24 protein-coding genes are annotated in these 21,800 nt (G+C 60.9%); 22 read left to right on the forward strand and 2 right to left on the reverse strand.

The window, feature by feature from the left end:
- The first annotated feature begins 65 nt into the window (after positions 1-65).
- The 22 genes from efp to JV18_RS0102320 all read left to right on the forward strand — a co-directional run bounded on the left by efp (position 66) and on the right by JV18_RS0102320 (position 20,663).
- Positions 66-629, forward strand: coding sequence for an elongation factor P (gene efp, locus JV18_RS0102215; protein ID WP_033073241.1), 564 nt, complete (start codon positions 66-68; stop codon positions 627-629).
- Positions 630-730: 101 nt separating this feature from the next.
- Complete coding sequence (locus tag JV18_RS0102220) at positions 731-1,549, forward strand: inositol monophosphatase family protein (protein ID WP_033073242.1); 819 nt, start codon at positions 731-733, stop codon at positions 1,547-1,549.
- A gap of 268 nt (positions 1,550-1,817) precedes the next feature.
- The gene (locus JV18_RS0102225) at positions 1,818-2,192 is read left to right on the forward strand and encodes an NADH-quinone oxidoreductase subunit A (RefSeq protein ID WP_033073243.1); all 375 of its coding nucleotides are present in this window, start codon (positions 1,818-1,820) and stop codon (positions 2,190-2,192) included.
- Positions 2,189-2,773 (forward strand): NuoB/complex I 20 kDa subunit family protein, encoded by a 585-nt coding sequence (locus JV18_RS0102230; RefSeq protein WP_081944651.1) that lies wholly within the window; start codon positions 2,189-2,191, stop codon positions 2,771-2,773. Before JV18_RS0102225 ends, JV18_RS0102230 begins: the two co-directional genes overlap by 4 nt.
- Positions 2,773-3,687, forward strand: a complete 915-nt coding sequence (locus JV18_RS0102235) for an NADH-quinone oxidoreductase subunit C (protein ID WP_033073244.1) — start codon at positions 2,773-2,775, stop codon at positions 3,685-3,687. The genes JV18_RS0102230 and JV18_RS0102235 overlap by 1 nt, the downstream gene beginning before the upstream one ends.
- Before the next feature lie 35 nt (positions 3,688-3,722).
- A complete protein-coding gene (locus JV18_RS0102240; RefSeq protein ID WP_144243934.1) occupies positions 3,723-4,940 on the forward strand; it encodes an NADH-quinone oxidoreductase subunit D in 1,218 nt (405 codons plus the stop codon).
- Complete coding sequence (locus JV18_RS0102245; protein ID WP_033073246.1) at positions 4,937-5,305, forward strand: cupin domain-containing protein; 369 nt, start codon at positions 4,937-4,939, stop codon at positions 5,303-5,305. Before JV18_RS0102240 ends, JV18_RS0102245 begins: the two co-directional genes overlap by 4 nt.
- Before the next feature lie 85 nt (positions 5,306-5,390).
- Positions 5,391-5,573 carry a hypothetical protein gene (locus JV18_RS0102250; RefSeq protein WP_033073247.1) on the forward strand — a complete coding sequence of 61 codons (183 nt, stop codon included), beginning with the start codon at positions 5,391-5,393 and terminating at the stop codon, positions 5,571-5,573.
- On the forward strand, positions 5,566-6,240 hold the full coding sequence (locus JV18_RS0102255; protein ID WP_033074844.1) for a complex I 24 kDa subunit family protein: 675 nt from the start codon (positions 5,566-5,568) through the stop codon (positions 6,238-6,240). Before JV18_RS0102250 ends, JV18_RS0102255 begins: the two co-directional genes overlap by 8 nt.
- Before the next feature lie 106 nt (positions 6,241-6,346).
- Positions 6,347-7,639, forward strand: coding sequence for an NADH-quinone oxidoreductase subunit NuoF (gene nuoF / locus JV18_RS0102260; protein ID WP_033073248.1), 1,293 nt, complete (start codon positions 6,347-6,349; stop codon positions 7,637-7,639).
- Positions 7,639-9,651: an NADH-quinone oxidoreductase subunit NuoG gene (gene nuoG, locus JV18_RS0102265; RefSeq protein WP_033073249.1), complete on the forward strand. Its 2,013-nt coding sequence runs from the start codon at positions 7,639-7,641 to the stop codon at positions 9,649-9,651. Before nuoF ends, nuoG begins: the two co-directional genes overlap by 1 nt.
- Positions 9,652-9,742: 91 nt before the next feature.
- A complete protein-coding gene (gene nuoH / locus JV18_RS0102270) occupies positions 9,743-10,786 on the forward strand; it encodes an NADH-quinone oxidoreductase subunit NuoH (protein ID WP_033073250.1) in 1,044 nt (347 codons plus the stop codon).
- The gene (nuoI, locus tag JV18_RS0102275; RefSeq protein WP_033073251.1) at positions 10,783-11,271 is read left to right on the forward strand and encodes an NADH-quinone oxidoreductase subunit NuoI; all 489 of its coding nucleotides are present in this window, start codon (positions 10,783-10,785) and stop codon (positions 11,269-11,271) included. Before nuoH ends, nuoI begins: the two co-directional genes overlap by 4 nt.
- A gap of 12 nt (positions 11,272-11,283) precedes the next feature.
- Entirely contained in the window at positions 11,284-11,895 is a 612-nt protein-coding gene (locus tag JV18_RS0102280) for an NADH-quinone oxidoreductase subunit J (protein ID WP_033073252.1), read from the forward strand.
- Positions 11,892-12,197, forward strand: a complete 306-nt coding sequence (gene nuoK / locus JV18_RS0102285; RefSeq protein ID WP_033073253.1) for an NADH-quinone oxidoreductase subunit NuoK — start codon at positions 11,892-11,894, stop codon at positions 12,195-12,197. Before JV18_RS0102280 ends, nuoK begins: the two co-directional genes overlap by 4 nt.
- Before the next feature lie 4 nt (positions 12,198-12,201).
- Entirely contained in the window at positions 12,202-14,250 is a 2,049-nt protein-coding gene (nuoL, locus tag JV18_RS0102290) for an NADH-quinone oxidoreductase subunit L (RefSeq protein ID WP_033073254.1), read from the forward strand.
- Between the two features lie 8 nt (positions 14,251-14,258).
- A complete protein-coding gene (locus JV18_RS0102295; RefSeq protein WP_033073255.1) occupies positions 14,259-15,812 on the forward strand; it encodes an NADH-quinone oxidoreductase subunit M in 1,554 nt (517 codons plus the stop codon).
- Entirely contained in the window at positions 15,809-17,242 is a 1,434-nt protein-coding gene (gene nuoN / locus JV18_RS0102300; RefSeq protein ID WP_033073256.1) for an NADH-quinone oxidoreductase subunit NuoN, read from the forward strand. Before JV18_RS0102295 ends, nuoN begins: the two co-directional genes overlap by 4 nt.
- Entirely contained in the window at positions 17,164-17,967 is an 804-nt protein-coding gene (locus JV18_RS0102305) for a biotin--[acetyl-CoA-carboxylase] ligase (protein WP_081944652.1), read from the forward strand. The genes nuoN and JV18_RS0102305 overlap by 79 nt, the downstream gene beginning before the upstream one ends.
- Positions 17,968-17,970: 3 nt before the next feature.
- Positions 17,971-18,753, forward strand: coding sequence for a type III pantothenate kinase (locus JV18_RS0102310; protein WP_033073257.1), 783 nt, complete (start codon positions 17,971-17,973; stop codon positions 18,751-18,753).
- On the forward strand, positions 18,750-20,399 hold the full coding sequence (locus JV18_RS0102315; RefSeq protein ID WP_033073258.1) for a ribonuclease J: 1,650 nt from the start codon (positions 18,750-18,752) through the stop codon (positions 20,397-20,399). The genes JV18_RS0102310 and JV18_RS0102315 overlap by 4 nt, the downstream gene beginning before the upstream one ends.
- A gap of 3 nt (positions 20,400-20,402) precedes the next feature.
- A complete protein-coding gene (locus JV18_RS0102320; protein ID WP_033073259.1) occupies positions 20,403-20,663 on the forward strand; it encodes a DUF1467 family protein in 261 nt (86 codons plus the stop codon).
- Here the strand turns inward: JV18_RS0102320 and JV18_RS0102325 are convergent, their stop codons facing one another.
- Both JV18_RS0102325 and JV18_RS0102330 read right to left on the reverse strand, forming a co-directional pair.
- Entirely contained in the window at positions 20,664-21,329 is a 666-nt protein-coding gene (locus JV18_RS0102325) for a CPBP family intramembrane glutamic endopeptidase (protein WP_033073260.1), read from the reverse strand.
- 95 nt (positions 21,330-21,424) lie between these two features.
- A complete protein-coding gene (locus JV18_RS0102330; RefSeq protein WP_033073261.1) occupies positions 21,425-21,799 on the reverse strand; it encodes a hypothetical protein in 375 nt (124 codons plus the stop codon).
- Between the last annotated feature and the right edge of the window lies 1 nt (position 21,800).

Consider the following 21,800-nt stretch of genomic DNA (forward strand, 5'->3'; position numbering starts at 1 on the left):
ATACCGGCGGGCGGAAGCCCAGGCCGGCGGCTCTTTTCCATCCTTGTTTGAAGCGAGTGTGCGCGATGAAAATCTCTGGCGTCGATATCCGTCCCGGCAATATTATCGAATATGAAGGCGGCATCTGGAAAGTTACCAAGATCCAGCACACCCAGCCGGGTAAGGGCGGCGCCTATATGCAGGTCGAGGCCAAGAATCTGATCGACGGGCGCAAGCTGAACAATCGTTTCCGCAGCGCCGATACGGTCGAGAAGATCCGGCTCGATACCAAGGATTTCCAATATCTTTATGCCGAAGGCGACGACCTCGTCTTTATGGACAAGGATACATATGAGCAGATCACCATCGGCAAGGATGTGGTCGGCGACGCGCATGAATTTCTGCAGGACGGCATGGATGTCGTTCTGGAGCTGTGGGAAGAGCGCCCGATTTCGGTCGAACTGCCCGAACAGATTGAAGCCACCATCGTCGAAGCCGATGCGGTGGTGAAGGGGCAGACCGCCTCTTCCTCCTACAAGCCCGCGATATTGGACAATGGCGTGCGCGTGATGGTGCCGCCGCATATCACCAGCGGAACGCGCATCGTGGTCAATGTCTATGACCGCGAATATGTCCGCCGCGCGGATTGAATAATGGCGCCCCTGCGAAAGGCGGGGGCCGCTGTCGATAGAGTGCAAATTTGCCAACGGCCCCCGCCTTCGCGGGGGCGACGTGTTGGAGGAAAATGAAAATGGCCGTATCCGGCATCATCACCGTTATGGAGCGCGCCGCGCGCAAGGCTGGTTCGAAGCTTCGCCGCGATTTCGGCGAAGTCGAGCATCTGCAGGTGTCGCAGAAAGGCCCGGCGGATTTCGTGTCCAAGGCCGATCAGGCCGCCGAACGCACCCTGTATGACGAACTGACCCATGCGCGGCCCGGCTGGGGGTTCCTGATGGAAGAGGCGGGCGAGATTGAAGGCGAGCCCGGCAAGCCGCGTTTCATCATCGATCCCCTCGACGGAACATCGAACTTCCTGCACGCGATTCCGCAGTTTGCGATTTCGATTGCGGTGCAGGAGCCGAAGCTTGGCGGTGGCTGGGGCGATATCACGGCGGCGCTCATCTATCAGCCGGTCACCGACGAAAGCTATTGGGCCGAGCGCGGACGCGGGGCCTGGCTCCACGACCGGCGCCTGCGCGTTTCCTCGCGCCGCAGCCTGCATGAATGTCTGATCGCCACCGGCATTCCCTTTATGGGCCATGGCGACATGGCGCAGTGGAGCCGGATTTTTGGCGCCGTGGCCCCGGAAGTTGCGGGCATTCGCCGTTTCGGCGCCGCGAGTCTCGACCTTGCGTGGGTGGCGGCGGGCCGTTTTGACGGTTTCTGGGAAAGCGACCTCAAAATCTGGGACGTGGCCGCGGGCATGTTGCTCGTGCGTGAAGCGGGCGGCTTTGTCAGCGATTTTCGCGGCGGCGACCGGGCGGTCGAGCGCAGCGAATTTATCGCGGGCAGCGGCGCGGTGCATTCGAAGCTGCAAAAGCTGGTCGCGGGCGCGCTTCGCAACGCCTGATCAGGCGCCAGCGACTCCATCATTGGGGCCGTCGGGACGGTGCGAGGCGGCCTTCGCCCCGGCCGTGATGGCGGTTGACCCCGGCCCCTGACACGGGGCGGAGGCGGCCTTTCCCTGACTTTTGCGAGTCGCTCCGCTAGCTGGCGCGATTAAAGCCGGAGAAAGGGCAAATTTCTGTCTCCAACGCTTGCGACCTTGGGCGGGCTGGCCTAAAGCGCCCCCCATAAACGGGTGGCACCGCCCGATAGATAATTGGACTGCGAGTTTCATGGTCGATCTGACTCAATATCTGCCCATATTGATCTTTCTGGTCATTGCGCTGGGCCTGTCGGTGGCTTTCGTGTTTTTGCCGATGGGCGTGTCGCGCCTGACCGGCGCGCACAAGCCCGATCCCGAAAAGCTGACCGAATATGAGTGCGGCTTTCCCGCCTTTGACGATGCGCGCAGCCAGTTTGATGTGCGCTTCTATCTGGTCGCCATCCTGTTCATCATCTTTGACCTTGAGGCAGCCTTCCTCTTTCCCTGGGCCGTGAGCCTGGACGAGATTGGCTGGGCGGGCTGGGGCGCCATGATGGTGTTCCTCGGCATTTTGACCGTCGGCTTCATCTATGAATGGAAGAAAGGGGCGTTGGACTGGGAATGAGCCGTTCATCGATCATTACCGACACGCGCGGATTGACCCCCGAAGGCGTGGAGCCGCGGCTGCATCTGCCCGAGGGGCAGGCACCCGATCAGGCCTATTTCGACGATCTGAATGCCGAGCTGGGCGACAAGGGTTTCCTCGTCACATCGACCGAGGATCTGTTCACCTGGGCGCGCACCGGTTCACTGTGGTGGATGACCTTTGGTCTTGCCTGCTGCGCAGTCGAGATGATCCACGTCAACATGCCGCGTTACGATATGGAGCGTTTCGGCGCCGCGCCGCGCGCATCGCCGCGCCAGTCAGACGTGATGATCGTCGCGGGGACCTTGTGCAACAAGATGGCTCCCGCGCTGCGCCGCGTTTATGACCAGATGTCGAATCCCAAATATGTGATCTCGATGGGAAGCTGCGCCAATGGCGGCGGCTATTATCATTACAGCTATTCGGTGGTGCGCGGATGCGACCGCATTGTGCCCGTCGATATTTATGTTCCCGGCTGCCCGCCGACTGCCGAAGCGCTGCTCTATGGCGTGATGCAGCTCCAGCGGAAAATCCGCCGGGTCGGAACGGTTGAACGCTGATGGCTCATCCTGCTCCCCTTGTTGCGCCGCAGCCCGCGCTGGGCGACGCACTGAAGAAATTGCTGGGCAAGGATTTGCTCGCGCATGACTTCGCTGCTGATGAAGACAGCGTCACGGTCCGCCGCGATTCCATCGGCGCGGTGATGGTCGCGCTGCGCGATAATCTGGAATATCAGCAGTTGATGGAAATTGCCGGGGTGGATTATCCCGACCGCGCCGAGCGGTTCGAAATTGTCTATCATCTGCTGAGCGTGACGAAAAACCATCGCCTGCGCGTGCGCGTGTCGACCGACGAAGCGACGCCGGTGCCGACGATCGTCCCGATCTGGCCGGTTGCGGGCTGGCTCGAGCGCGAAGTGTTCGACATGTATGGCGTGTTGTTCGCGGGCAACCCCGACCTGCGCCGCATTTTGACCGACTATGGCTTTGAAGGGCATCCGCAGCGCAAGGATTTCCCGCTGACCGGCTATACCGAGCTGCGCTATTCCGAAGAGGATAAGCGCGTCGTCTATGAGCCTGTGCGGCTGGCGCAGGATTTCCGCAATTTCGACTTTTTGAGCCCGTGGGAAGGCGCCGATTATGTGCTGCCGGGCGATGAAAAGGCCGGCGGCACACATGAAGCGCCCGGAAAGGGCGCGCCGACACCGATGAGCGCCAAAGAGGTCGATAAGGCGGACGACAAGGCCAAAGCGAAGGCTCCGCCGCCGCCCACGCCCAAGACGACCGACAATGCCGGACAGACCGGTGCGGGCAAAAAGGCCGACAAGGCCGCCGCCAAGCCGAGCAAGGATGGCGCGAAGGCCAAGGCCGGAGAGGGCAAGGGCAAGACACCTGCCACCGAAAAGGCTGAAAAGGCCTCCGCAAAGCCCCGCGCACCGCGCAAGCCCAAGGCGCCCAAAGGAGGTGACGCATGACCGACGCTCCTGAGGTCAGGCACCATGGCAGTGACATGTTTGCAGGCTATCCGGTCGACGCGGCCGAGACCGCCGGTGATCAGGTCGTTACCAATTATACGATCAACTTCGGTCCCCAGCATCCGGCGGCGCACGGCGTGCTTCGCATGGTCATGGAACTCGACGGCGAGATAATCGAGCGCGTCGACCCGCACGTCGGCCTGCTGCATCGCGGCACCGAAAAGCTGATCGAGCATAAGACCTATCTGCAGGCGTTGCCTTATTTCGACCGGCTCGACTATTGTTCGCCGCTCGCCATGGAGCACAGCTATGTGCTCGCGATCGAGAAGCTGCTCGACCTTGAGGTGCCCGAACGCGCGCAATATCTGCGCGTGCTCTTCGCCGAGCTGACGCGCATCTGTAACCACATGCTCAATATCGGTGCGCATGTCATGGACGTTGGCGCAATGACCCCGAACCTGTGGGTGTTCGAGCTGCGCGAAGATTGCCTGAACTTCTTTGAGCGGGCGAGCGGAGCGCGGATGCACAGCGCCTATTTTCGTCCCGGCGGGGTTCATCAGGATGTCCCCGAAAAGCTGCTGGTCGATATTGGCGAATGGTGCGAGACGCGCCTGCCGAAACTGTTTGGCGATGCGATGAGCCTTGTCATCGATAACCGCATCTTCAAGCAGCGCAACGTCGACATCGCGACGGTGAGTAAAGAAGATGCGCTGGCATGGGGCTTCTCCGGCCCGATGATCCGTGGCAGCGGCATCGCCTGGGATTTGCGCAAGTCGCAGCCCTATGACGCCTATGCCAAGATGGAATTCGACATTCCCGTCGGTACGCGCGGCGATTGCTATGACCGTTTCATGGTGCGCGTCGAGGAAGTGTATCAATCGGCGAAGATCATCAAGCAGTGCCTGCGCGACATGCCGAACGGACCGATCGCCAGCCTCGACCGCAAGGTGGTGCCGCCGAAGCGCGGCGAAATGAAGCAGTCGATGGAATCGCTGATCCATCACTTCAAGCTTTATACCGAAGGTTTCCACGTGCCCGCAGGCGAAGTCTATGTCGCCACCGAAAGCCCGAAGGGTGAGTTCGGCGTTTATCTGGTCAGCGACGGCACGAACAAGCCCTATCGCTGCAAGATCCGTCCGACGGCGTTTTCGCACCTTCAGGCGATGGACTTCATGAGCAAGGGGCACATGCTGGCGGACACCACCGCCATCATCGGTGCGATCGACGTCGTGTTCGGGGAGTGTGACCGGTGAGCGCGCCCGTCGTCGTCAATCTGGCGGAAAAGCTCGCGGCCTTTGACGAGCATTGGAAGCCGCATATCGTAGGCCATTATAATGGCAACGAGGTGCGCGTTGCCAAGATCGGCGGCGATTTCACCTGGCATTCCCATCCCGAAACCGACGAGATGTTTCTGGTGATCAAGGGCGAGATGGGCATCGAATTTCGCGACGGCGTTCGCCATTTCGGCGCCGGCGAGATGGTGGTCGTGCCCAAAGGCGTCGAGCATCGGCCCTTTGCGGCGGAAGAATGCCATATCCTGTTTCTCGATCGCGAAGGCGAACCCAACACCGGCGATACGCCGTCGCATCGCACACGCGCAAAACTGGAATCGATCTGATGACGGGCGTACCGAGATTTTTTGCTCTGGCCAATGGCGCCCCGATGGTGGGCGTGACCGGCGCTATCTTGCGGGAGTGCGACCAATGATGCTCCGCGAACTCGCGATCCTTATTCTCGCGCTCGCCGGCTTTGCGTCGGCGACCGCCGCATATCTCGCTGCCTTTCATGGCGAGGTAACGATAAAGGAAGTCGTCTCGACTGCATTTGCCGCCACGGTCGGCATGTATGTCGGGCGCTATGTTGAACGAGGTCTGGCCCGTGGCTGACGCACCCCAAATTCCCGATGAAGCCGAAGTCCGCGCACGCTGGGGCGCTTTTGCGTGGACACCGGAAAATGCCGAAAAGGCCAAGGCGGTCATCGCGCGCTATCCTGCCGGGCGGCAGCGGTCGGCGGTGATGCCCTTGCTCGACCTTGCCCAGCGCCAGGTCGGGGCGGAGACGAATACGCAGGGCTGGTTGCCGGTGCCGGTGATCGAATATGTTGCGGCCCAGCTCGATATGCCCTTCATCCGCGCCTATGAGGTCGCGACTTTTTACACTATGTACAATTTGGCGCCCGTTGGCCGCTATCATGTGCAGGTGTGCGGCACGACACCCTGCCTGCTGCGCGGGTCGGACGATGTTATGGCGGCGTGCAAGAATCGCGGCATGACCAAGGGCAAGACGACGCCCGACGGGCTGTTCACCCTGACCGAAGTCGAGTGCCTGGGTGTCTGCACCAATGCGCCGATGGTCCAGATTAACGACGATAATTTTGAAGATCTGGATTATGACAGCATGACCCGCATTCTCGATGAGCTAGCGGCGGGCAAGCAGCCCAAGCCGGGCACGCAAAATCCGGGACGCCACACGAGCGACCCCGAAGGCGGGCCGACGACGCTGGTCGAGATGGTCAAGGCCAATCATGATTATCGGAAGGAGTGGGGGGCATGAACAACGCTTCATTCCTTCGTCATGCCGGACATGATCCGGCATCCATTCCAGCGCTGAAGTCGTGGACCCCGGATCAAGTCCGGGGTGACGAATTGGGAGGGGTGGCATGAGCCTCGCCGACAAGGATCGCATCTTTACCAATGTGTACGGATTCCAGCCGTGGAATCTGAAAAGCGCGCAGGCGCGGGGTGATTGGGACAAGACCAAGGATCTGATGACTCGCGGCTCGGACGCGATCATCGAGGAGATCAAGGCATCGGGGCTGCGCGGCCGTGGCGGCGCGGGCTTCCCCACGGGGCTGAAATGGTCCTTCATGCCGAAGGAGCCGCGCGCCGACCGCCCGAGCTTCCTCGTCATCAACGCCGACGAATCCGAGCCTGGTAGCTGCAAGGATCGCGAGATCATTCGCCACGATCCGCACAAGCTGATCGAAGGCGCGCTGCTCGCCGGTTTCGCGATGCGCGCGCGTGCGGCCTATATCTATATTCGCGGCGAGTTCATCCGCGAGGCGGAGACGCTGTTCGCCGCCGTGCAGGAGGCGTATGACGCCGGACTGCTCGGCAAGAATGCGGCCAAGTCGGGCTATGACTTCGATGTCTTCGTCCACCGCGGCGCGGGCGCCTATATTTGCGGTGAAGAAACCGCGATGATCGAAAGCCTGGAAGGCAAGAAGGGCCAGCCGCGCCTGAAACCGCCTTTCCCGGCAGGCGCGGGCCTTTATGGCTGCCCGACGACGGTGAACAATGTCGAGAGCATCGCGGTTGTTCCGACGATCCTGCGGCGCGGCGCAAGCTGGTTCTCCTCCTTTGGACGCGAGAATAACAAGGGCACCAAGCTGTTCCAGATTTCGGGCCATGTGAACAAGCCCTGCGTCGTCGAGGAGGAAATGGGGATCAGCTTTCGCGAGCTGATCGACAAGCATTGCGGCGGCATCCGCGGCGGATGGGACAATCTGCTCGCCGTCATCCCCGGCGGATCGTCGGTGCCGCTGGTTCCGGCGGCGCAGATCATGGATGCGCCAATGGATTTCGACGGGCTGAAAGAGCTTGGATCGGGCCTTGGCACCGCCGCCGCCATCGTCATGGACAAGTCCACCGACGTGGTTCAGGCGATCAGCCGCATCAGCTATTTCTACAAGCATGAAAGCTGCGGCCAGTGCACGCCGTGCCGCGAAGGCACGGGCTGGATGTGGCGCGTGATGGAGCGGCTGCGCTCCGGCGATGCCGACATCGAAGAAATCGATACCTTGTTCGATGTGACCAAACAGGTGGAAGGCCATACGATCTGCGCGCTGGGCGATGCCGCCGCATGGCCGATCCAGGGGCTGATCCGCCACTTCCGCCCCGAACTGGAGCGTCGCATCCGCGAAAATGGCGGCGTGATGGAGGCCGCGGAATAATGCCTAAAGTTACCGTAGACGGCACCGAACTCGACGTCCCGCAGGGCGCGACCGTTTTGCAGGCTTGTGAGCTGGCGGGGAAGGAAATTCCGCGCTTTTGCTATCATGAGCGGCTGAGCATTGCGGGCAATTGCCGCATGTGCCTGGTTGAAGTGTCCCCGGGTCCGCCGAAGCCGCAGGCATCCTGCGCGCTGCCCGCCGCCGAAGGGCAGGTGATCAAGACCGACAGCCCGATGGTCAAAAAGGCGCGCGAAGGCGTGATGGAGTTTCTGCTCATCAACCATCCGCTCGATTGCCCGATCTGCGATCAGGGCGGCGAGTGCGATTTGCAGGACCAGAGCATCGCCTATGGCCGCGGCGCGTCGCGCTATGACGAAAACAAGCGCGCGGTGACCGAAAAATATATGGGCCCCATCGTCAAGACGGTGATGACCCGCTGTATCCAGTGCACGCGCTGCGTCCGCTTTGCGGAGGAAGTCGCCGGGGTCGAGGATATTGGTGCCATTTATCGCGGCGAGAACATGCAGATCACCTCCTATCTGGAACATGCGATCCAGAGTGAGTTGAGCGGCAATGTCGTCGATCTGTGCCCGGTGGGCGCGCTGACGTCCAAACCCTATGCATTCGAGGCGCGTCCGTGGGAGCTGACCAAGACGCTGGGCATCGACATGATGGACGCGGTGGGCACCAATGTGCGCATCGACAGCCGCGGGCGGCAGGTGCTGCGCGTGCTGCCGCGCGTCAATGACGATGTGAATGAGGAATGGGCGAGCGACAAGACGCGCCACCATGTCGATGGGCTGGTGCGCCGCCGTCTCGACCAGCCTTTCGTGCGCCGGAATGGCAAGCTGGAAGCGGCGAGCTGGGGCGAGGCTTTTGACGCGATCAAGGCAGCGAATGCCGGATCGTCGGTCGCGGCCATCGCGGGCGATCTGGTCGATTGCGAAACCATGTTTGCGGCCAAGGCGCTGGTCAATGCGCTTGGCGGCAATCTGCTCGAAGGGCGGCAGACGGGGCTTGACTATGATGTCACCAGCCTGTCGGCGGTCAATTTCAACACAACGATTGCCGAGGCCGAAAATGCCGATGTGATCCTGCTCGTCGGCACCAATTTGCGCTGGGAAGCGCCGCTGATCAATACGCGCATCCGCAAGGCGGTGTACAAGAAGGGCGCGAAGGTCTTTGCCATCGGTCCTGAAACCGATCTGACCTACAAGGTCGAATGGCTGGGCAATGACGCTTCGCTCGTTGCCAAGCTGCCCAAGGCGGCGCTGGATGCGTTGAAGGGTGCCGAGCGGCCTATGCTGGTCTTTGGCGGCGGCGCGCTGTCGGTGCCGGGTGTGCATGGCGCCGGGCTGGCGCTCGCCAAATCGGTGAATGCGGTGCGCGAGGGCTGGAACGGCTTTAACGTTGTGCATTTCTCCGCCGCGCGCATGGGCGCGCTGATGCTCGGCTATGCACAGCCGGGCGGGATCAAGGATGTGATTGCGGCCAAGCCCAAGCTCGCCTTTTTCCTGGGCGCAGACGAGGTAGATTTTGCCGCTTTTGCGGACACGGTCAAAGTCTATGTCGGCCATCATGGCGACAAGGGCGCACATGCCGCCGACGTCATCCTGCCAGCAGCGGCCTGGACCGAAAAGGATTTCACCACGGTCAATACCGAGGGCCGGGTGCAGCGCAGCGAAAAGGCGGTATTCGCGCCGGGCGATGCGCGCGAGGACTGGAGCATTTTCCGGGCGCTGGCCGATGTGCTGGGCGTTTCGGTCGGCTTTGACAGTTTCGATCAATGCCGTGCAGCGATGATCGCGGAGGTACCCGAACTGGGCGTCGAAGGCCTGGTCGATTATGGCTGGTCGGCGCCGAGTCTGCCCGCCAAGCCGGAAGCGCAGGAAATCCCGTCGCCGATCAAGGATTTCTATCTGACCAACGCCATTTGCCGGGCCTCGCCCACCATGGCACGCTGTTCGGAAGAAATTTTGCACGGCGCCGACTTTGCGGAGGCGGCGGAATGAGCGCTGTGTTCAAGGACTTCGTCATGCCGGACCTGATCCGGCATCCATGGACCCCGGATCAAGTCCGGGGTGACGACAGGGAGTGGTCGCTGTGACCGAGTTTTTTCAATCGCTTGGGCTTTCCTATGAGTGGGCTTGGGGGCTTGCGACCATTGCGGGAATCCTGCTGATCGCGCTGCCGCTGATGCTCAGCGTGGCGATGATCATCTATGCCGACCGGAAAATCTGGGCGGCGATCGCGCTGCGCCGTGGTCCGAACGTTGTCGGTCCCTTTGGTCTGCTGCAAAGCTTTGCGGATGGTTTGAAGGTTTTCCTTCAGGAAACGATCATTCCGACCTCGGCCAATCGCGGGCTGTTCCTGATCGCGCCGATAATCACCTTTACCGTCGCGCTGCTCGCCTGGGCGGTGATCCCGTTCAATTCGGGCGCGGTGCTCGCCGATATCAACGTCGGGCTGCTCTATATTCTCGCGATTTCGTCGCTCGGCGTTTATGGTGTGATCCTGTCCGGCTGGGCGTCCAACTCCAAATATCCCTTCTTTTCCGCGCTGCGCGCATCGGCGCAGATGATATCCTATGAAGTGTCGATCGGTTTCATCCTGATCGGCGTGGTGCTCTTTGCCGACAGCTTCAACATGAACGAGATCGTCAAGGCGCAGCAGGGGCATGGGCTGGGCATCGTGAACGCATTTGGGTTTAACCTGTTGCTCTTTCCGCTGGCGGTGATGTTCCTGATTTCGGCGCTTGCTGAAACCGCGCGTGCGCCCTTTGACCTGACCGAGGCAGAGAGCGAGCTGGTCGCGGGGTATCAGACCGAATATTCGTCGATGAGCTTCGCGCTCTTCTGGCTCGGCGAATATGCCAACGTGCTGCTGATGTGCGCGCTCAACGCCATTCTCTTCTGGGGTGGCTGGCTGCCGCCGCTCGACTGGGCGCCGCTTTATGCCGTACCGGGCATCATCTGGCTGTTCCTGAAGATATTCTTCTTCTTCTTTGTCTTTTCCTGGGTGAAGGCGACCGTCCCGCGTTTCCGCTATGACCAGCTGATGCGGCTGGGCTGGAAGGTGTTTCTGCCCATCTCGCTGATCTGGGTCTTCCTGGTCTCCGGCTATCTGATGCTGACGAGGTATTCATGAGTTACGTTGCCCATCTCGTCAAAACCTTCACCCTTTGGGAATTTGTGAAGGCGCATGCCCTGACGCTGAAATATTTTTTCAAGCCGAAGGCGACGATCAACTATCCGTTCGAGAAGAACCCGCTGAGCCCGCGTTTTCGCGGTGAACATGCGCTGCGTCGCTATCCCAACGGGGAAGAGCGCTGCATTGCGTGCAAGCTGTGCGAGGCAGTGTGTCCGGCGCAGGCGATTACCATCGAAGCGGAACCCCGCGATGATGGTTCGCGCCGCACGACGCGCTATGACATCGACATGACCAAATGCATTTACTGCGGCTTTTGTCAGGAAGCCTGCCCGGTCGATGCGATTGTCGAGGGACCCAATTTCGAATTCGCCACCGAAACGCGCGAGGAGCTGCTGTATGACAAGGCTAAGCTGCTCGCCAATGGTGACAAATGGGAACGCGCGATTGCGGCCAATCTTGCCGCTGACGCGCCCTATCGGTAAGGCGCGCCGCACATGATTCAGCTTATTGCCTTTTACCTTTTTGCCAGCATCGTCATCGCCTCTGGCGCGATGGTGATCCTTGCGCGCAACCCCGTCCACAGCGTGATGTGGCTGATCCTCGCCTTTTTCAACGCGGCGGGGCTGATGCTGCTTGCAGGCGCGGAGTTTATCGCGATGCTGCTCGTCATCGTCTATGTCGGCGCGGTCGCGGTGCTGTTCCTGTTCGTTGTGATGATGCTCGACATTGATTTCGCCGAGCTGCGCGCGGGATTTGTGCGCTATCTGCCGCTGGGCGCGCTGATTGCCATCATCCTTGCCGCCGAACTGATCTTCGCTGTGGGCGCCTGGAGCGCGGGCGGCGTTGATCTTGCGGCGCGCAGCGCCCCGATGGTCAGCGATATGAGCAATATCGAGCAGATCGGTGCGCTTCTTTATACGCGCTATATTTTCCTGTTCGAAGCGGCAGGCATCATCCTGCTCGTCGCCATGGTCGGCGCGATTGTGCTGACGCACCGCCGCCGTCCGGGCGTGCGCTCGCAGAATATCAGCCAGCAGGTGCGCCGCCGTCCGCAGGATGCGACGCGCCTCGTTGATCCGGGCAGCGGGAAGGGAGTTGAACTGTGATTTCCGTCGGCCATTATCTTGCCGTGTCGGCCGTGCTGTTCACGCTGGGCGTGCTCGGTATTTTCATCAACCGCAAGAATATCATCGTCATCCTGATGGCGCTGGAGCTCATTCTGCTGGCCGTAAACATCAATCTGGTCGCGTTCAGCGCCGCGCTCGGCGATATGGTCGGGCAGGTGTTCTCGATGTTCGTGCTGACCGTTGCTGCGGGTGAAGCGGCGATCGGGCTCGCCATTCTTGTTATCTATTTCCGCGGGCGCGGCACCATTGCCGTCGATGATGCCAACCGGATGAAGGGGTAAGCCGGTGATTCAGGCTATCGTATTTCTGCCGCTGCTGGCGGCGCTTGTCGCGGGCCTTGGCCAGCGCATCATCGGCACGACCGCGTCGAAGCTGGTCACGACGGGCGCGCTGTTTGTCAGCTGTGCGCTGAGTTGGCCGATTTTCCTGTCGTTCATCGGAGGAACCGGTGAAGCGGGCGTTGTTCCGGTGCTGCACTGGATCACCTCGGGCAGCCTCAGCTTCAACTGGGAATTGCGCGTCGATGCGCTGACCTCGGTGATGCTGGTCGTGATCACGACCGTCTCGGCGCTCGTGCACCTCTATAGCTGGGGCTATATGGAGGAAGATCCGGATCAACCGCGCTTCTTTGCCTATCTGTCGCTTTTCACCTTCGCGATGCTGATGCTCGTGACCGCGAACAATCTGGTGCAGATGTTCTTCGGCTGGGAAGGCGTGGGTCTCGCTTCCTATCTGCTGATCGGTTTCTGGTATAAGAAGCCGAGCGCCAATGCGGCGGCGATCAAGGCTTTTGTCGTCAACCGCGTCGGCGACCTTGGCTTCATGCTTGGCATTTTCGGCACCTTCCTTGTGTTCGGCACCGTGTCGATCCCCGAAATTCTGGCGGCTGCGCCGGGCATGGCGGGAAGCAGCATCACCTTCCTGGGTATGCGTCTCGACACGATGACGATCCTCTGCCTGCTGCTCTTCATCGGTGCGATGGGCAAGTCGGCGCAGCTTGGGCTGCACACTTGGCTTCCCGACGCGATGGAAGGGCCGACGCCGGTGTCGGCGCTGATCCATGCCGCGACGATGGTGACCGCGGGCGTGTTCATGGTGTGCCGCCTGTCTCCGATGTTCGAGGCTGCTCCGATTGCGCTGGGCGTTGTCACCTTTGTCGGCGCCGCAACCTGTCTGTTCGCCGCGACAATCGGGACGACGCAGTGGGATATCAAGCGCGTCATCGCCTATTCGACCTGTTCGCAGCTGGGCTATATGTTCTTTGCTGCGGGTGTCGGCGCTTATGGCGCGGCGATGTTCCACCTGTTCACCCACGCTTTCTTCAAAGCCCTGCTGTTCCTTGGCGCCGGATCGGTGATCCACGCCATGCATCATGAGCAGGACATGCGCTATTATGGCGCGCTGCGTAAGCGCATCCCCATCACCTATTGGGCGATGATGATGGGCACGCTGGCGATTACCGGCGTCGGGATCGCGGGCGTTGCGGGCTTTGCCGGATTCCATTCGAAGGACGGAATTTTGGAAGCCGCCTTTGCGGCTGGCGGCGGCGGTGTGATCGCCTTCTGGGTCGGTATTTTTGCCGCGCTGCTCACCAGCTTCTATTCGTGGCGCCTCGTCTTCCTGACCTTCCACGGCAAGCCCCGCTGGGCCGCGAGCGAGCATATTCAGCACGCGGTGCATGGCGATGATCATGATCATCCCGCCAAAGAAGATTCGGGAGATGACGTCCACCACGCTCATGGCGCGGAGGCCGAGGATGGCACGGCGGGATATAAGCCGCATGAAAGCCCGTGGCCGATGCTCGTACCCCTGCTTGTGCTGTCGGTCGGAGCGATTTTTGCTGGCTATGCTTTCAAATATCCGTTCATCTATCCCGAACAGGGACTTGCCTTCTGGAACGGCAGCCTCGCCTTTGACGCGCATCTAATGCACGCGGCGCATGAGGTGCCGACCTGGGTCAAGTGGACGCCTTTTGCAGTGATGGCGATCGGCCTGTTCCTTGCCTGGAACAGCTATATCCGCAATCCGTCGCTGCCCGCCAAATTTGTCGAGCAATTCCGTCTGTTGCACCAGTTTCTGTTCAACAAATGGTATTTCGACGAGCTGTATAATGTCTTGTTCGTCAAGCCTGCCTTCGCCCTTGGCCGCTTTTTCTGGAAGCGCGGCGACGAAGGAACCATCGACCGCTTTGGTCCTGACGGCGCGGCGGCGCTGGTGCAGGGCGGAACGCGGCTCGCGGTCCGGCTGCAATCGGGTTATGTATATGGATATGCGTTCGTGATGCTGCTTGGCCTTGTCGGCCTGGTCAGCTGGGCCATGGTGAATTTCCTGTGAGCGGCGGTATGAATATGCTTTCGCTGATGCTGGCGATCCCCGCGATTGCCGCCATCATCTGTTTGTTCGTCGGTGATGCGCGGGCCCGCTGGGTCGCGCTGGGGGCGACGCTGATCAACTTTGCGCTGGGCGTCATGCTGTGGGCGCAGTTCGATATTGGCGGCGCGCAGTGGCAATTTACCGAACGCGCCGACCTGTTCGGGCGTTTCCAATGGGCGCTTGGCATCGACGGCATGGCGCTGATGCTGATCATGCTCAGCGTGTTCCTCATGCCGCTGTGTATTTTGGCGAGCTGGGAAGCGATCCAGAAGCGCGTCGGCCTGTACATGGCGATGTTCCTGCTGATGGAAACGATCATGATCGGCGTCTTTGCGGCGCAGGATCTGATCCTTTTCTATATCTTCTTCGAAGCCGGGCTGATCCCGATGTATTTCATCATCGGTATCTGGGGCGGACAGAACCGCATCTATGCGGCGTTCAAATTCTTCCTCTATACGCTGCTCGGATCGGTGCTGATGCTGATCGCGATGATCGCCATGATCCGCGAGGCGGGGACGACCGATATCCCGACGCTGTTGAACTATGACTTCCCGGTCGAGATGCAGACATGGCTGTGGTTGGCCTTCTTCGCCAGCCTTGCGGTGAAAATGCCGATGTGGCCCGTCCACACCTGGCTTCCCGACGCGCATGTGCAGGCGCCCACCGCAGGATCGATGATCCTGGCGGGTGTGCTGCTGAAGATGGGCAGCTATGGCTTCATCCGCTTCATGATGCCGATGTTCCCAGATGCCTCGGCGCAGCTGATGTGGCTGGTCTTCATCCTGTCGATGATCGCCGTCGTTTACACGAGCCTCGTCGCGCTGGTGCAGAAGGATATGAAGAAGCTGATCGCCTATTCCTCGGTCGCGCATATGGCGATCGTGACGGCGGGCCTCTTCGCCTTTAACCAGCAAGGGATTGAAGGCGCGCTGATCATCATGCTGAGCCACGGTGTCGTGTCGGCCGCGCTCTTCTTCTGCGTCGGCGTCATCTATGACCGGCTGCATACGCGCGAGATTGACCGTTATGGCGGGCTTGCGGTGAATATGCCGGCCTATGCGCTCTTCTTCATGCTGTTCACCATGGCGTCGATCGGGCTGCCGGGAACCAGCGGCTTTGTCGGCGAATTCCTGAGCCTGCTCGGCATTTATGAAGCGTCGAGCCTGATCGCCTTTGTCTGCACCACCGGGATCATCCTGGGTGCCGCCTATATGCTGTATCTCTATCGCCGCGTTGTGTTCGGCGATCTTACCAAGGACGATGTGAAGGCCATGCCCGATCTCAATCCGCGCGAGTGGGCGATTATGGCGCCGCTCGCTGCCGTGGCGCTGTGGATGGGCGTCTATCCCGAAAGCTTCCTGGCGCCGATGCGGAATGACGTGACCACGGTGGTGGCGCGGCTCGCGCCGGCCAAGCCCACCGGCGACGCCCATCTGGCGATGGGCAAGCCCAAGGTGGCGGCCGAGGCCGGGGCGGGGAACTCCGCCAATGGTGAAGGGCATCATGGGGGAGGCGTGCAATGACCGCTGATCTTGCGCTTGTCTGGCCCGAAATCATCCTGTCGGTCGGCGGGTTGGTGACACTGATGATCGGCACCTATATGGGCGACCGGCGCGTTGCGCTTTATCAACTGGCGGCGATGCTGACGCTGGCGGGGGCGATGGCCGCCGTTGTCGCGCTGTTCGGCGTCAATAGCACCGCTTTTTCAGGAACGGTGACGGTCGACGCCTTTGGCGGCTTTGCCAAGCTGCTTATCTATGCCGCAAGCTTTCTGTGCGTGATGATCGCGCCGCGCTTTTTCGGGAGCGCGATGCGCGCCGAATATCCCGCGCTGATTATTTTCGCCGCACTGGGCATGGGGCTGATGGCGTCGGCGCGCGACCTGATGACGCTGTATATCGGGCTCGAGCTCAACAGCCTTGCGGCCTATGTGCTCGCAAGCTTCATGCGCAATGATGACCGGTCGAGCGAGGCGGGGCTCAAATATTTCGTGCTTGGCGCGCTGGCGTCGGGAATGCTGCTCTATGGCATTTCGCTCGTCTATGGCTTTGCGGGCAGCACCGAATTTTCGGTGATCGCGACCGCGATGGAAGGTGAGATCGGACTGGGGCTGCTCTTTGGTCTTGTGTTCATGATCGCTGGCCTCGCGTTCAAGATCAGCGCTGTTCCGTTCCACATGTGGACGCCCGACGTTTATGAAGGCGCGCCGACCCCGGTGACGACTTTCTTTGCGAGCGCCCCCAAGGTGGCGGCAATGGCGTTGATGACCCGTGTGGTGATCGACGCCATGGGCCCGGCCATTGGCGCATGGCAGCAGATTGTCATCTTCCTCGCACTCGCCTCGATCATTCTGGGAGCGGTGGGCGCCATCGGGCAGAAGAATATCAAGCGCCTGCTCGCCTATTCGTCGATCAATAACGTCGGCTTCATCCTGATCGGCCTTGCTGCGGGAACGCAGCAGGGGGTCGAGGCGGTGCTGACCTATTTGCTCGTCTATGTCGTGACGACGATCGGCGCTTTTCTGGTGGTGCTGCAATTGCGCGATGCCGAGGGCAAACAGGTGGAGAGCATCCCGGCACTTGCCGGCCTGTCGCAACGTCGCCCCGGCCTCGCCGCGGCGATGGCGGTATTCCTCTTCAGCCTGGCCGGTATTCCGCCGCTCTTTGGCTTCTGGCCGAAATATCTGGTGTTCGAGGCGGCGGTGAACGCCAATCTCGTGCCGCTGGCGGTGGCGGGTATCGTCGCCTCGGTGATCGGCGCTTTCTATTATATCGCCATCATCAAGACGATGTATTTTGATGAGAAGTCCGACGTCGATATGCCCGCCGGCAATGGTGTGGTAGTTGAGGATGCGGTGATCACGGCCAGCGCGCTGTGGTTGTCGGTCGTCGGCTATCTGTTCATCCCCCTGTTGGCGATGGTGTCAGCCAGCGCCGCCGCGGTGCTGTTCTGATCCCGCCCATCGAGCGGGTCCGGCAGACAGGCTCCACCAACGCCGACCTGCTGGCACGGCTGGCGCGCGGCGAGAAGGTCGGCGAAGGCCATTGGCTGGTCGCCGACCGACAGACCGCCGGTCGGGGGCGGCTGGGCCGCGCCTGGGGCGATGGGCTAGGCAATTTCATGGGTTCGACCGCGGTGCATCTGTCGGCGAGCGATCCGTCGCCTGCAGGCCTGTCGCTCGTGGCTGGAGTAGCGCTGGCGCGCGCGGTGCGCGTTGTGGCGCCAGAGGTTGAGGCGCGGCTGAAATGGCCCAATGACCTGCTCATCGACGGCGTGAAATGCACGGGCATCTTGCTGGAGCGCGCGGGGAACAGCGTTGTTATTGGCATGGGGGTCAATCTCGTCTCTTCCCCCGAATTGCCTGATCGTCCGACGATCAGCTTTGCCGACAAGGGCGTGAAGATCGACCGCGATCATTTTTCCGAAGTGCTCGCGCTGGCGTTTCTCGATGCGCTGGTCGAATGGCGGGGCGGCGGAATGGAGCTCATTGTGGCCGAATGGACAGCCCGTGCCCACCCGGTCGGAACACCGCTTCATGTCTCCGAACAGGGGATTGACGGCTTTTTCGACGGGCTGGCGCCTGATGGCGCGCTGCGCTTGCGCCGCGAGGGTGGGGAAGTCATGCTGATCCACGCGGGCGATGTCGAGTTGCGCCGTCCGGTCAGGGAAGGAAATTAATTCGTGCTGCTCGCCATTGATGTCGGCAATACCAATGCCAAATTCGCGCTGTTCGACGGCAAGGACATGCGCGCGCGCTGGCGTATCGCGACCGATGATCGCCGGACCGCCGATGAATATGCCGTCTGGCTCGATCAATTGATGCGGATCGAAGGACATGCGCGCGGTGATGTCGATGCTGTGATTATCTCGACCGTCGTGCCGCGCGCGCTCCATAATCTGCGCCTACTGTCGCATAAATATTTTGGCGTCGAGGCACTGATCGCCGGGCGCGACCCGGTGAGCTGGGGCATTGCGCTGAAGGTGGACGAGCCGCAAGCCGTTGGCGCCGACCGCGCGGTCAATGCCATTTCGGCGCAAGCATTGGAGCCGGGCAAGGACAAGCTGGTGATCAGCTTTGGCACCGCGACAACGCTCGATCATATCGATCCCGACGGCGCCTATATGGGCGGGATCATCGCGCCGGGGGTCAATCTGTCGCTTGAAGCGCTTGTCGCCGCCGCCGCAAAATTACCGCGCATCGCCATTGAAGCGCCCGCCACGCCCTCGGTTATCGGGCGCACGACTGAAAGCCAGATGTTGATTGGCGTTTATTGGGGATATGTTTCGATGATGGAAGGGCTGATTGGCCGCATGAAGGCCGAGATCGGCAAGCCGCTGACGGTGATCGCGACCGGAGGGTTGGCGACATTGTTTCAGGAACAGGCGCATTTGTTTGACCGCATCGACCCCGATCTGACCTTGAACGGCCTGATGCATCTTCATGCCCAGCGGGGCGCGGCATGACTTCTGCAGAAAAGAATTTTCCGGGTAAGGAGTTGCTGTTTCTCGCGCTGGGCGGTTCCGGCGAGATTGGCATGAACGCCAATCTTTATGGCTGTGACGGCAAATGGATCATGCTCGATCTGGGCGTAACCTTTGGCACGGCGGATTATCCCGGCATCGACATCATTATGCCTGACCTCGACTTTATCGAGGAACGCGCCGATGATCTGCTCGGCATCGTGCTGACCCATGGCCATGAAGATCATATCGGCGCCATTCCCTATCTGGCGGCCGACCTGGGCGTCCCTCTTTATGCCAATCGTTTCACCGCCGGGCTGATCGCGCACAAACTGGCCGAAGAGGGCGTGGAGAAAGAGGTGGATTTGCGCGTGGTCGATCTCGACGCGCAATTCGATCTTGGCCCCTTCCGCTGCCAGATGGTTCCGCTCGCGCATTCGATTCTCGAAATGAGCGCGGTGGTGATCGACACGCCCTATGGGCGGATTTTTCACAGCGGCGACTGGAAGCTGGACGAAGACCCGGTGCTGGGGAGCCCCGCGACCGCGGCGGGGCTTACCGCGATCGGCGATGAGGGCGTCGATTTTCTCGTTTGCGATTCAACCAATGCCTTCAATCCCGAAACATCGGGGAGCGAAGGCGGGTTGCGTCAGGGGTTGATTGATGCGGTCGGGGCAGCGCGAGGCCGGGTAGTTGTCACCACCTTTGCCTCCAACGCCGCGCGGCTTCACACGCTGGGCGAGGTGGCGCGCGCGACAGGGCGGACGCTTTGCGTCGCTGGACGCTCGCTCGACCGCATTTTGGGGGTCGCCCGCGCGACAGGCTACCTCAAGGATTTTCCGCCCACCGTCGATTTCGACGAAGCGATGCGCCTGCCGCGCGACAAGCTGATGGTGATCGCCACAGGCGGGCAGGGCGAACCCCGCGCCGCGCTGGCGCGCATGGCAGGTGATGCCCACCAGATCAAGCTGGAGGCAGGCGACAGCGTCGTTTTTTCTTCCAAGCAAATTCCTGGCAATGAGGTTGCGATCGGGCGGATCATGAATCAGCTTGCGGCCAAGGATGTGCTGACCGTGACCGAGAAGCAGGCGCATATTCACGTTAGCGGTCATCCGGGACAGCCTGAATTGGCGGCGCTTTATGGCTGGCTACGCCCGAAAACGGTTGTGCCCGTCCATGGCGAGATTCGCCATATGCATGAACAGGCACGCTTCGCGCTGGCGCAGGGCGTGCCTGATGTGCTGGTGCAGGAAAATGGGGACCTCGTTCGTCTGGCGCCGGGTCCGGCAAAAATCATCGAAAAGGTACGCGCGGGACGGCTGATCCTCGACGGCGACGTCATTTTGCCGGCCGATGGAGATACGATCAACGAGCGGCGCAAGCTCGCGATCAACGGACAGATTTCGGTCGCCGTTGTGATGAGAAAGGGTCGCTATGTCGCCAGCGACATTCGCTATCGCGGCGTTCCGGTCGAAGATGATCGCGACGAATTTATCGATGAGATGATCGCTGCCGCCGGGCGAGCCGCAGCCAAGCCTGCGCGCGACCGCGAGGTGCTGCGGGAGGGCGTGCGCCTGGGTGTGCGCCGCGTTGCAACCGACTGGACCGGCAAAAAGCCAATTGTCGATGTGCTGATCGTGGATATCTGACCGATGAAATGGACGTCGGCACTGGCGATTTTCTGTCTGTTCTGGGTGTTCAGCGCCTTTTTTGTCCTGCCCTTTCATGGGCGCCGCGCGGAAGATGACGCGGTGCCGATGATCAAGGGGCAGGATATCGGTGCCCCGGCCCATTTCCGACCGGGGCGCATCCTGCTGCAGATGACTATCGTTGCCGCCGTCGCCTTCGGCCTTTATTATGTCGCCTATGTCAATGGCTGGGCCGACCCCGATGTGCTGACAGGGCGGGCTTAGTTAGCTTGTTCTCACCTCTCGACGCATGGCAAACAGCCCGAGCAGCGGCAGAGCGATGTGGATGAGGATCAGCCACCACAGGTTGCCGGTTGCGGCGTAAGCGCCCGTGAATAGCAGGGCAGAGAGGAAGCTGACCGCGAACCGTTTGCGATCCTTGATTCCGTGCGAGGCGGTATAGGCTGCGGCGGCAATGAGGATGGCCAGAGGCAAGCCGACAAGGGGCGATAGATAAAAGAGCAGATATCCTCGATACAGAATCTCCCATCCGATACCCGCGAACAGAATGAAGAGCAGAAAGAGTCGCTTTTCCGGCTCTTTAACGGGCATGATAGAGCGGGCTTCGGGATTGACCTTCATCGCTGCGCTTTGATCGGGCAGCGGTCGCCACAGAGCGACGAGCAACAGCCCAGCGATGGTGGCTGCGCCGCCACCGAGCGCCCAGATCCCAATGGGAGATTGCGGCAACCCGAGGCCCAGCAAGGCCACGCCTCGCCCCTCAACGCGCCAAATCATGAAAAGACCAGCGAGCAGCAGCGCAATCATCAAGATGGAGCGTGTGTAGCGCTGTGATGGTGTAGAATGGAAAATCGCGCCATCCCTTTGGCGGATACAGATATAGAAGGGCAGCAGCAGGGTTAGAAGGACAGCAAAAAGGGCGTCCAGCATGGAGTGTCTCCAAAAATAGCGAAGGAAGAAGCCAGCTCGTCAGAACGGGCGGCTTAGGTGATTTGTGGGAAGGACAGCTGTATGCGGCGGGCCGATTAAACTTGGCCCGGCCCGCGGCACCTTGCCGTTGATCGCGGAGACTTCTCTCCGCCGATCTCAGTTTGTTGACGGAAACGATAATAGGGAATGCGGTTAGCCGCTGATCGCGCCATAATCGGACGAGGGCGGGTCAGCGGCTGGCGGGCCAGAAGATTGGAGACCACTGTCGGCAGATCGTAGCGCATGAGGCCGGGGGAGAAGGCAAGACTGCCGATTTCCAGAGCCAGGAACCAGCCGGCCAATGTCGAGCCGATAAGAAAAGCCGCGCTCACCCCGTCGAGATCATGTGCACACCAAATGGAGGCCATTTGCACGGCAAGGATCACGGCGCCGCCGATGAGAGCCGGGCCTATGTCAGGAGCGCGGACCATT

The sequence above is a fragment of the Sphingopyxis sp. MWB1 genome (assembly GCF_000763945.1).
Taxonomy (GTDB): domain Bacteria; phylum Pseudomonadota; class Alphaproteobacteria; order Sphingomonadales; family Sphingomonadaceae; genus Sphingopyxis.

Coding starts and splice junctions, on each gene's coding strand:
- nuoF (WP_033073248.1), top strand. CDS start 6,347: ATGAGCCTCGCCGACAAGGATCGCATCTTTACCAATGTGTACGGATTC.
- nuoI (WP_033073251.1), top strand. CDS start 10,783: ATGAGTTACGTTGCCCATCTCGTCAAAACCTTCACCCTTTGGGAATTT.
- JV18_RS0102240 (WP_144243934.1), top strand. CDS start 3,723: ATGTTTGCAGGCTATCCGGTCGACGCGGCCGAGACCGCCGGTGATCAG.
- JV18_RS0102220 (WP_033073242.1), top strand. CDS start 731: ATGGCCGTATCCGGCATCATCACCGTTATGGAGCGCGCCGCGCGCAAG.
- nuoG (WP_033073249.1), top strand. CDS start 7,639: ATGCCTAAAGTTACCGTAGACGGCACCGAACTCGACGTCCCGCAGGGC.
- efp (WP_033073241.1), top strand. CDS start 66: ATGAAAATCTCTGGCGTCGATATCCGTCCCGGCAATATTATCGAATAT.
- JV18_RS0102235 (WP_033073244.1), top strand. CDS start 2,773: ATGGCTCATCCTGCTCCCCTTGTTGCGCCGCAGCCCGCGCTGGGCGAC.
- JV18_RS0102230 (WP_081944651.1), top strand. CDS start 2,189: ATGAGCCGTTCATCGATCATTACCGACACGCGCGGATTGACCCCCGAA.
- JV18_RS0102315 (WP_033073258.1), top strand. CDS start 18,750: ATGACTTCTGCAGAAAAGAATTTTCCGGGTAAGGAGTTGCTGTTTCTC.
- JV18_RS0102325 (WP_033073260.1), bottom strand. CDS start 21,329: ATGCTGGACGCCCTTTTTGCTGTCCTTCTAACCCTGCTGCTGCCCTTC.
- JV18_RS0102295 (WP_033073255.1), top strand. CDS start 14,259: ATGAATATGCTTTCGCTGATGCTGGCGATCCCCGCGATTGCCGCCATC.
- JV18_RS0102280 (WP_033073252.1), top strand. CDS start 11,284: ATGATTCAGCTTATTGCCTTTTACCTTTTTGCCAGCATCGTCATCGCC.
- JV18_RS0102250 (WP_033073247.1), top strand. CDS start 5,391: ATGATGCTCCGCGAACTCGCGATCCTTATTCTCGCGCTCGCCGGCTTT.
- JV18_RS0102225 (WP_033073243.1), top strand. CDS start 1,818: ATGGTCGATCTGACTCAATATCTGCCCATATTGATCTTTCTGGTCATT.
- JV18_RS0102330 (WP_033073261.1), bottom strand. CDS start 21,799: ATGGTCCGCGCTCCTGACATAGGCCCGGCTCTCATCGGCGGCGCCGTG.
- JV18_RS0102320 (WP_033073259.1), top strand. CDS start 20,403: ATGAAATGGACGTCGGCACTGGCGATTTTCTGTCTGTTCTGGGTGTTC.
- nuoN (WP_033073256.1), top strand. CDS start 15,809: ATGACCGCTGATCTTGCGCTTGTCTGGCCCGAAATCATCCTGTCGGTC.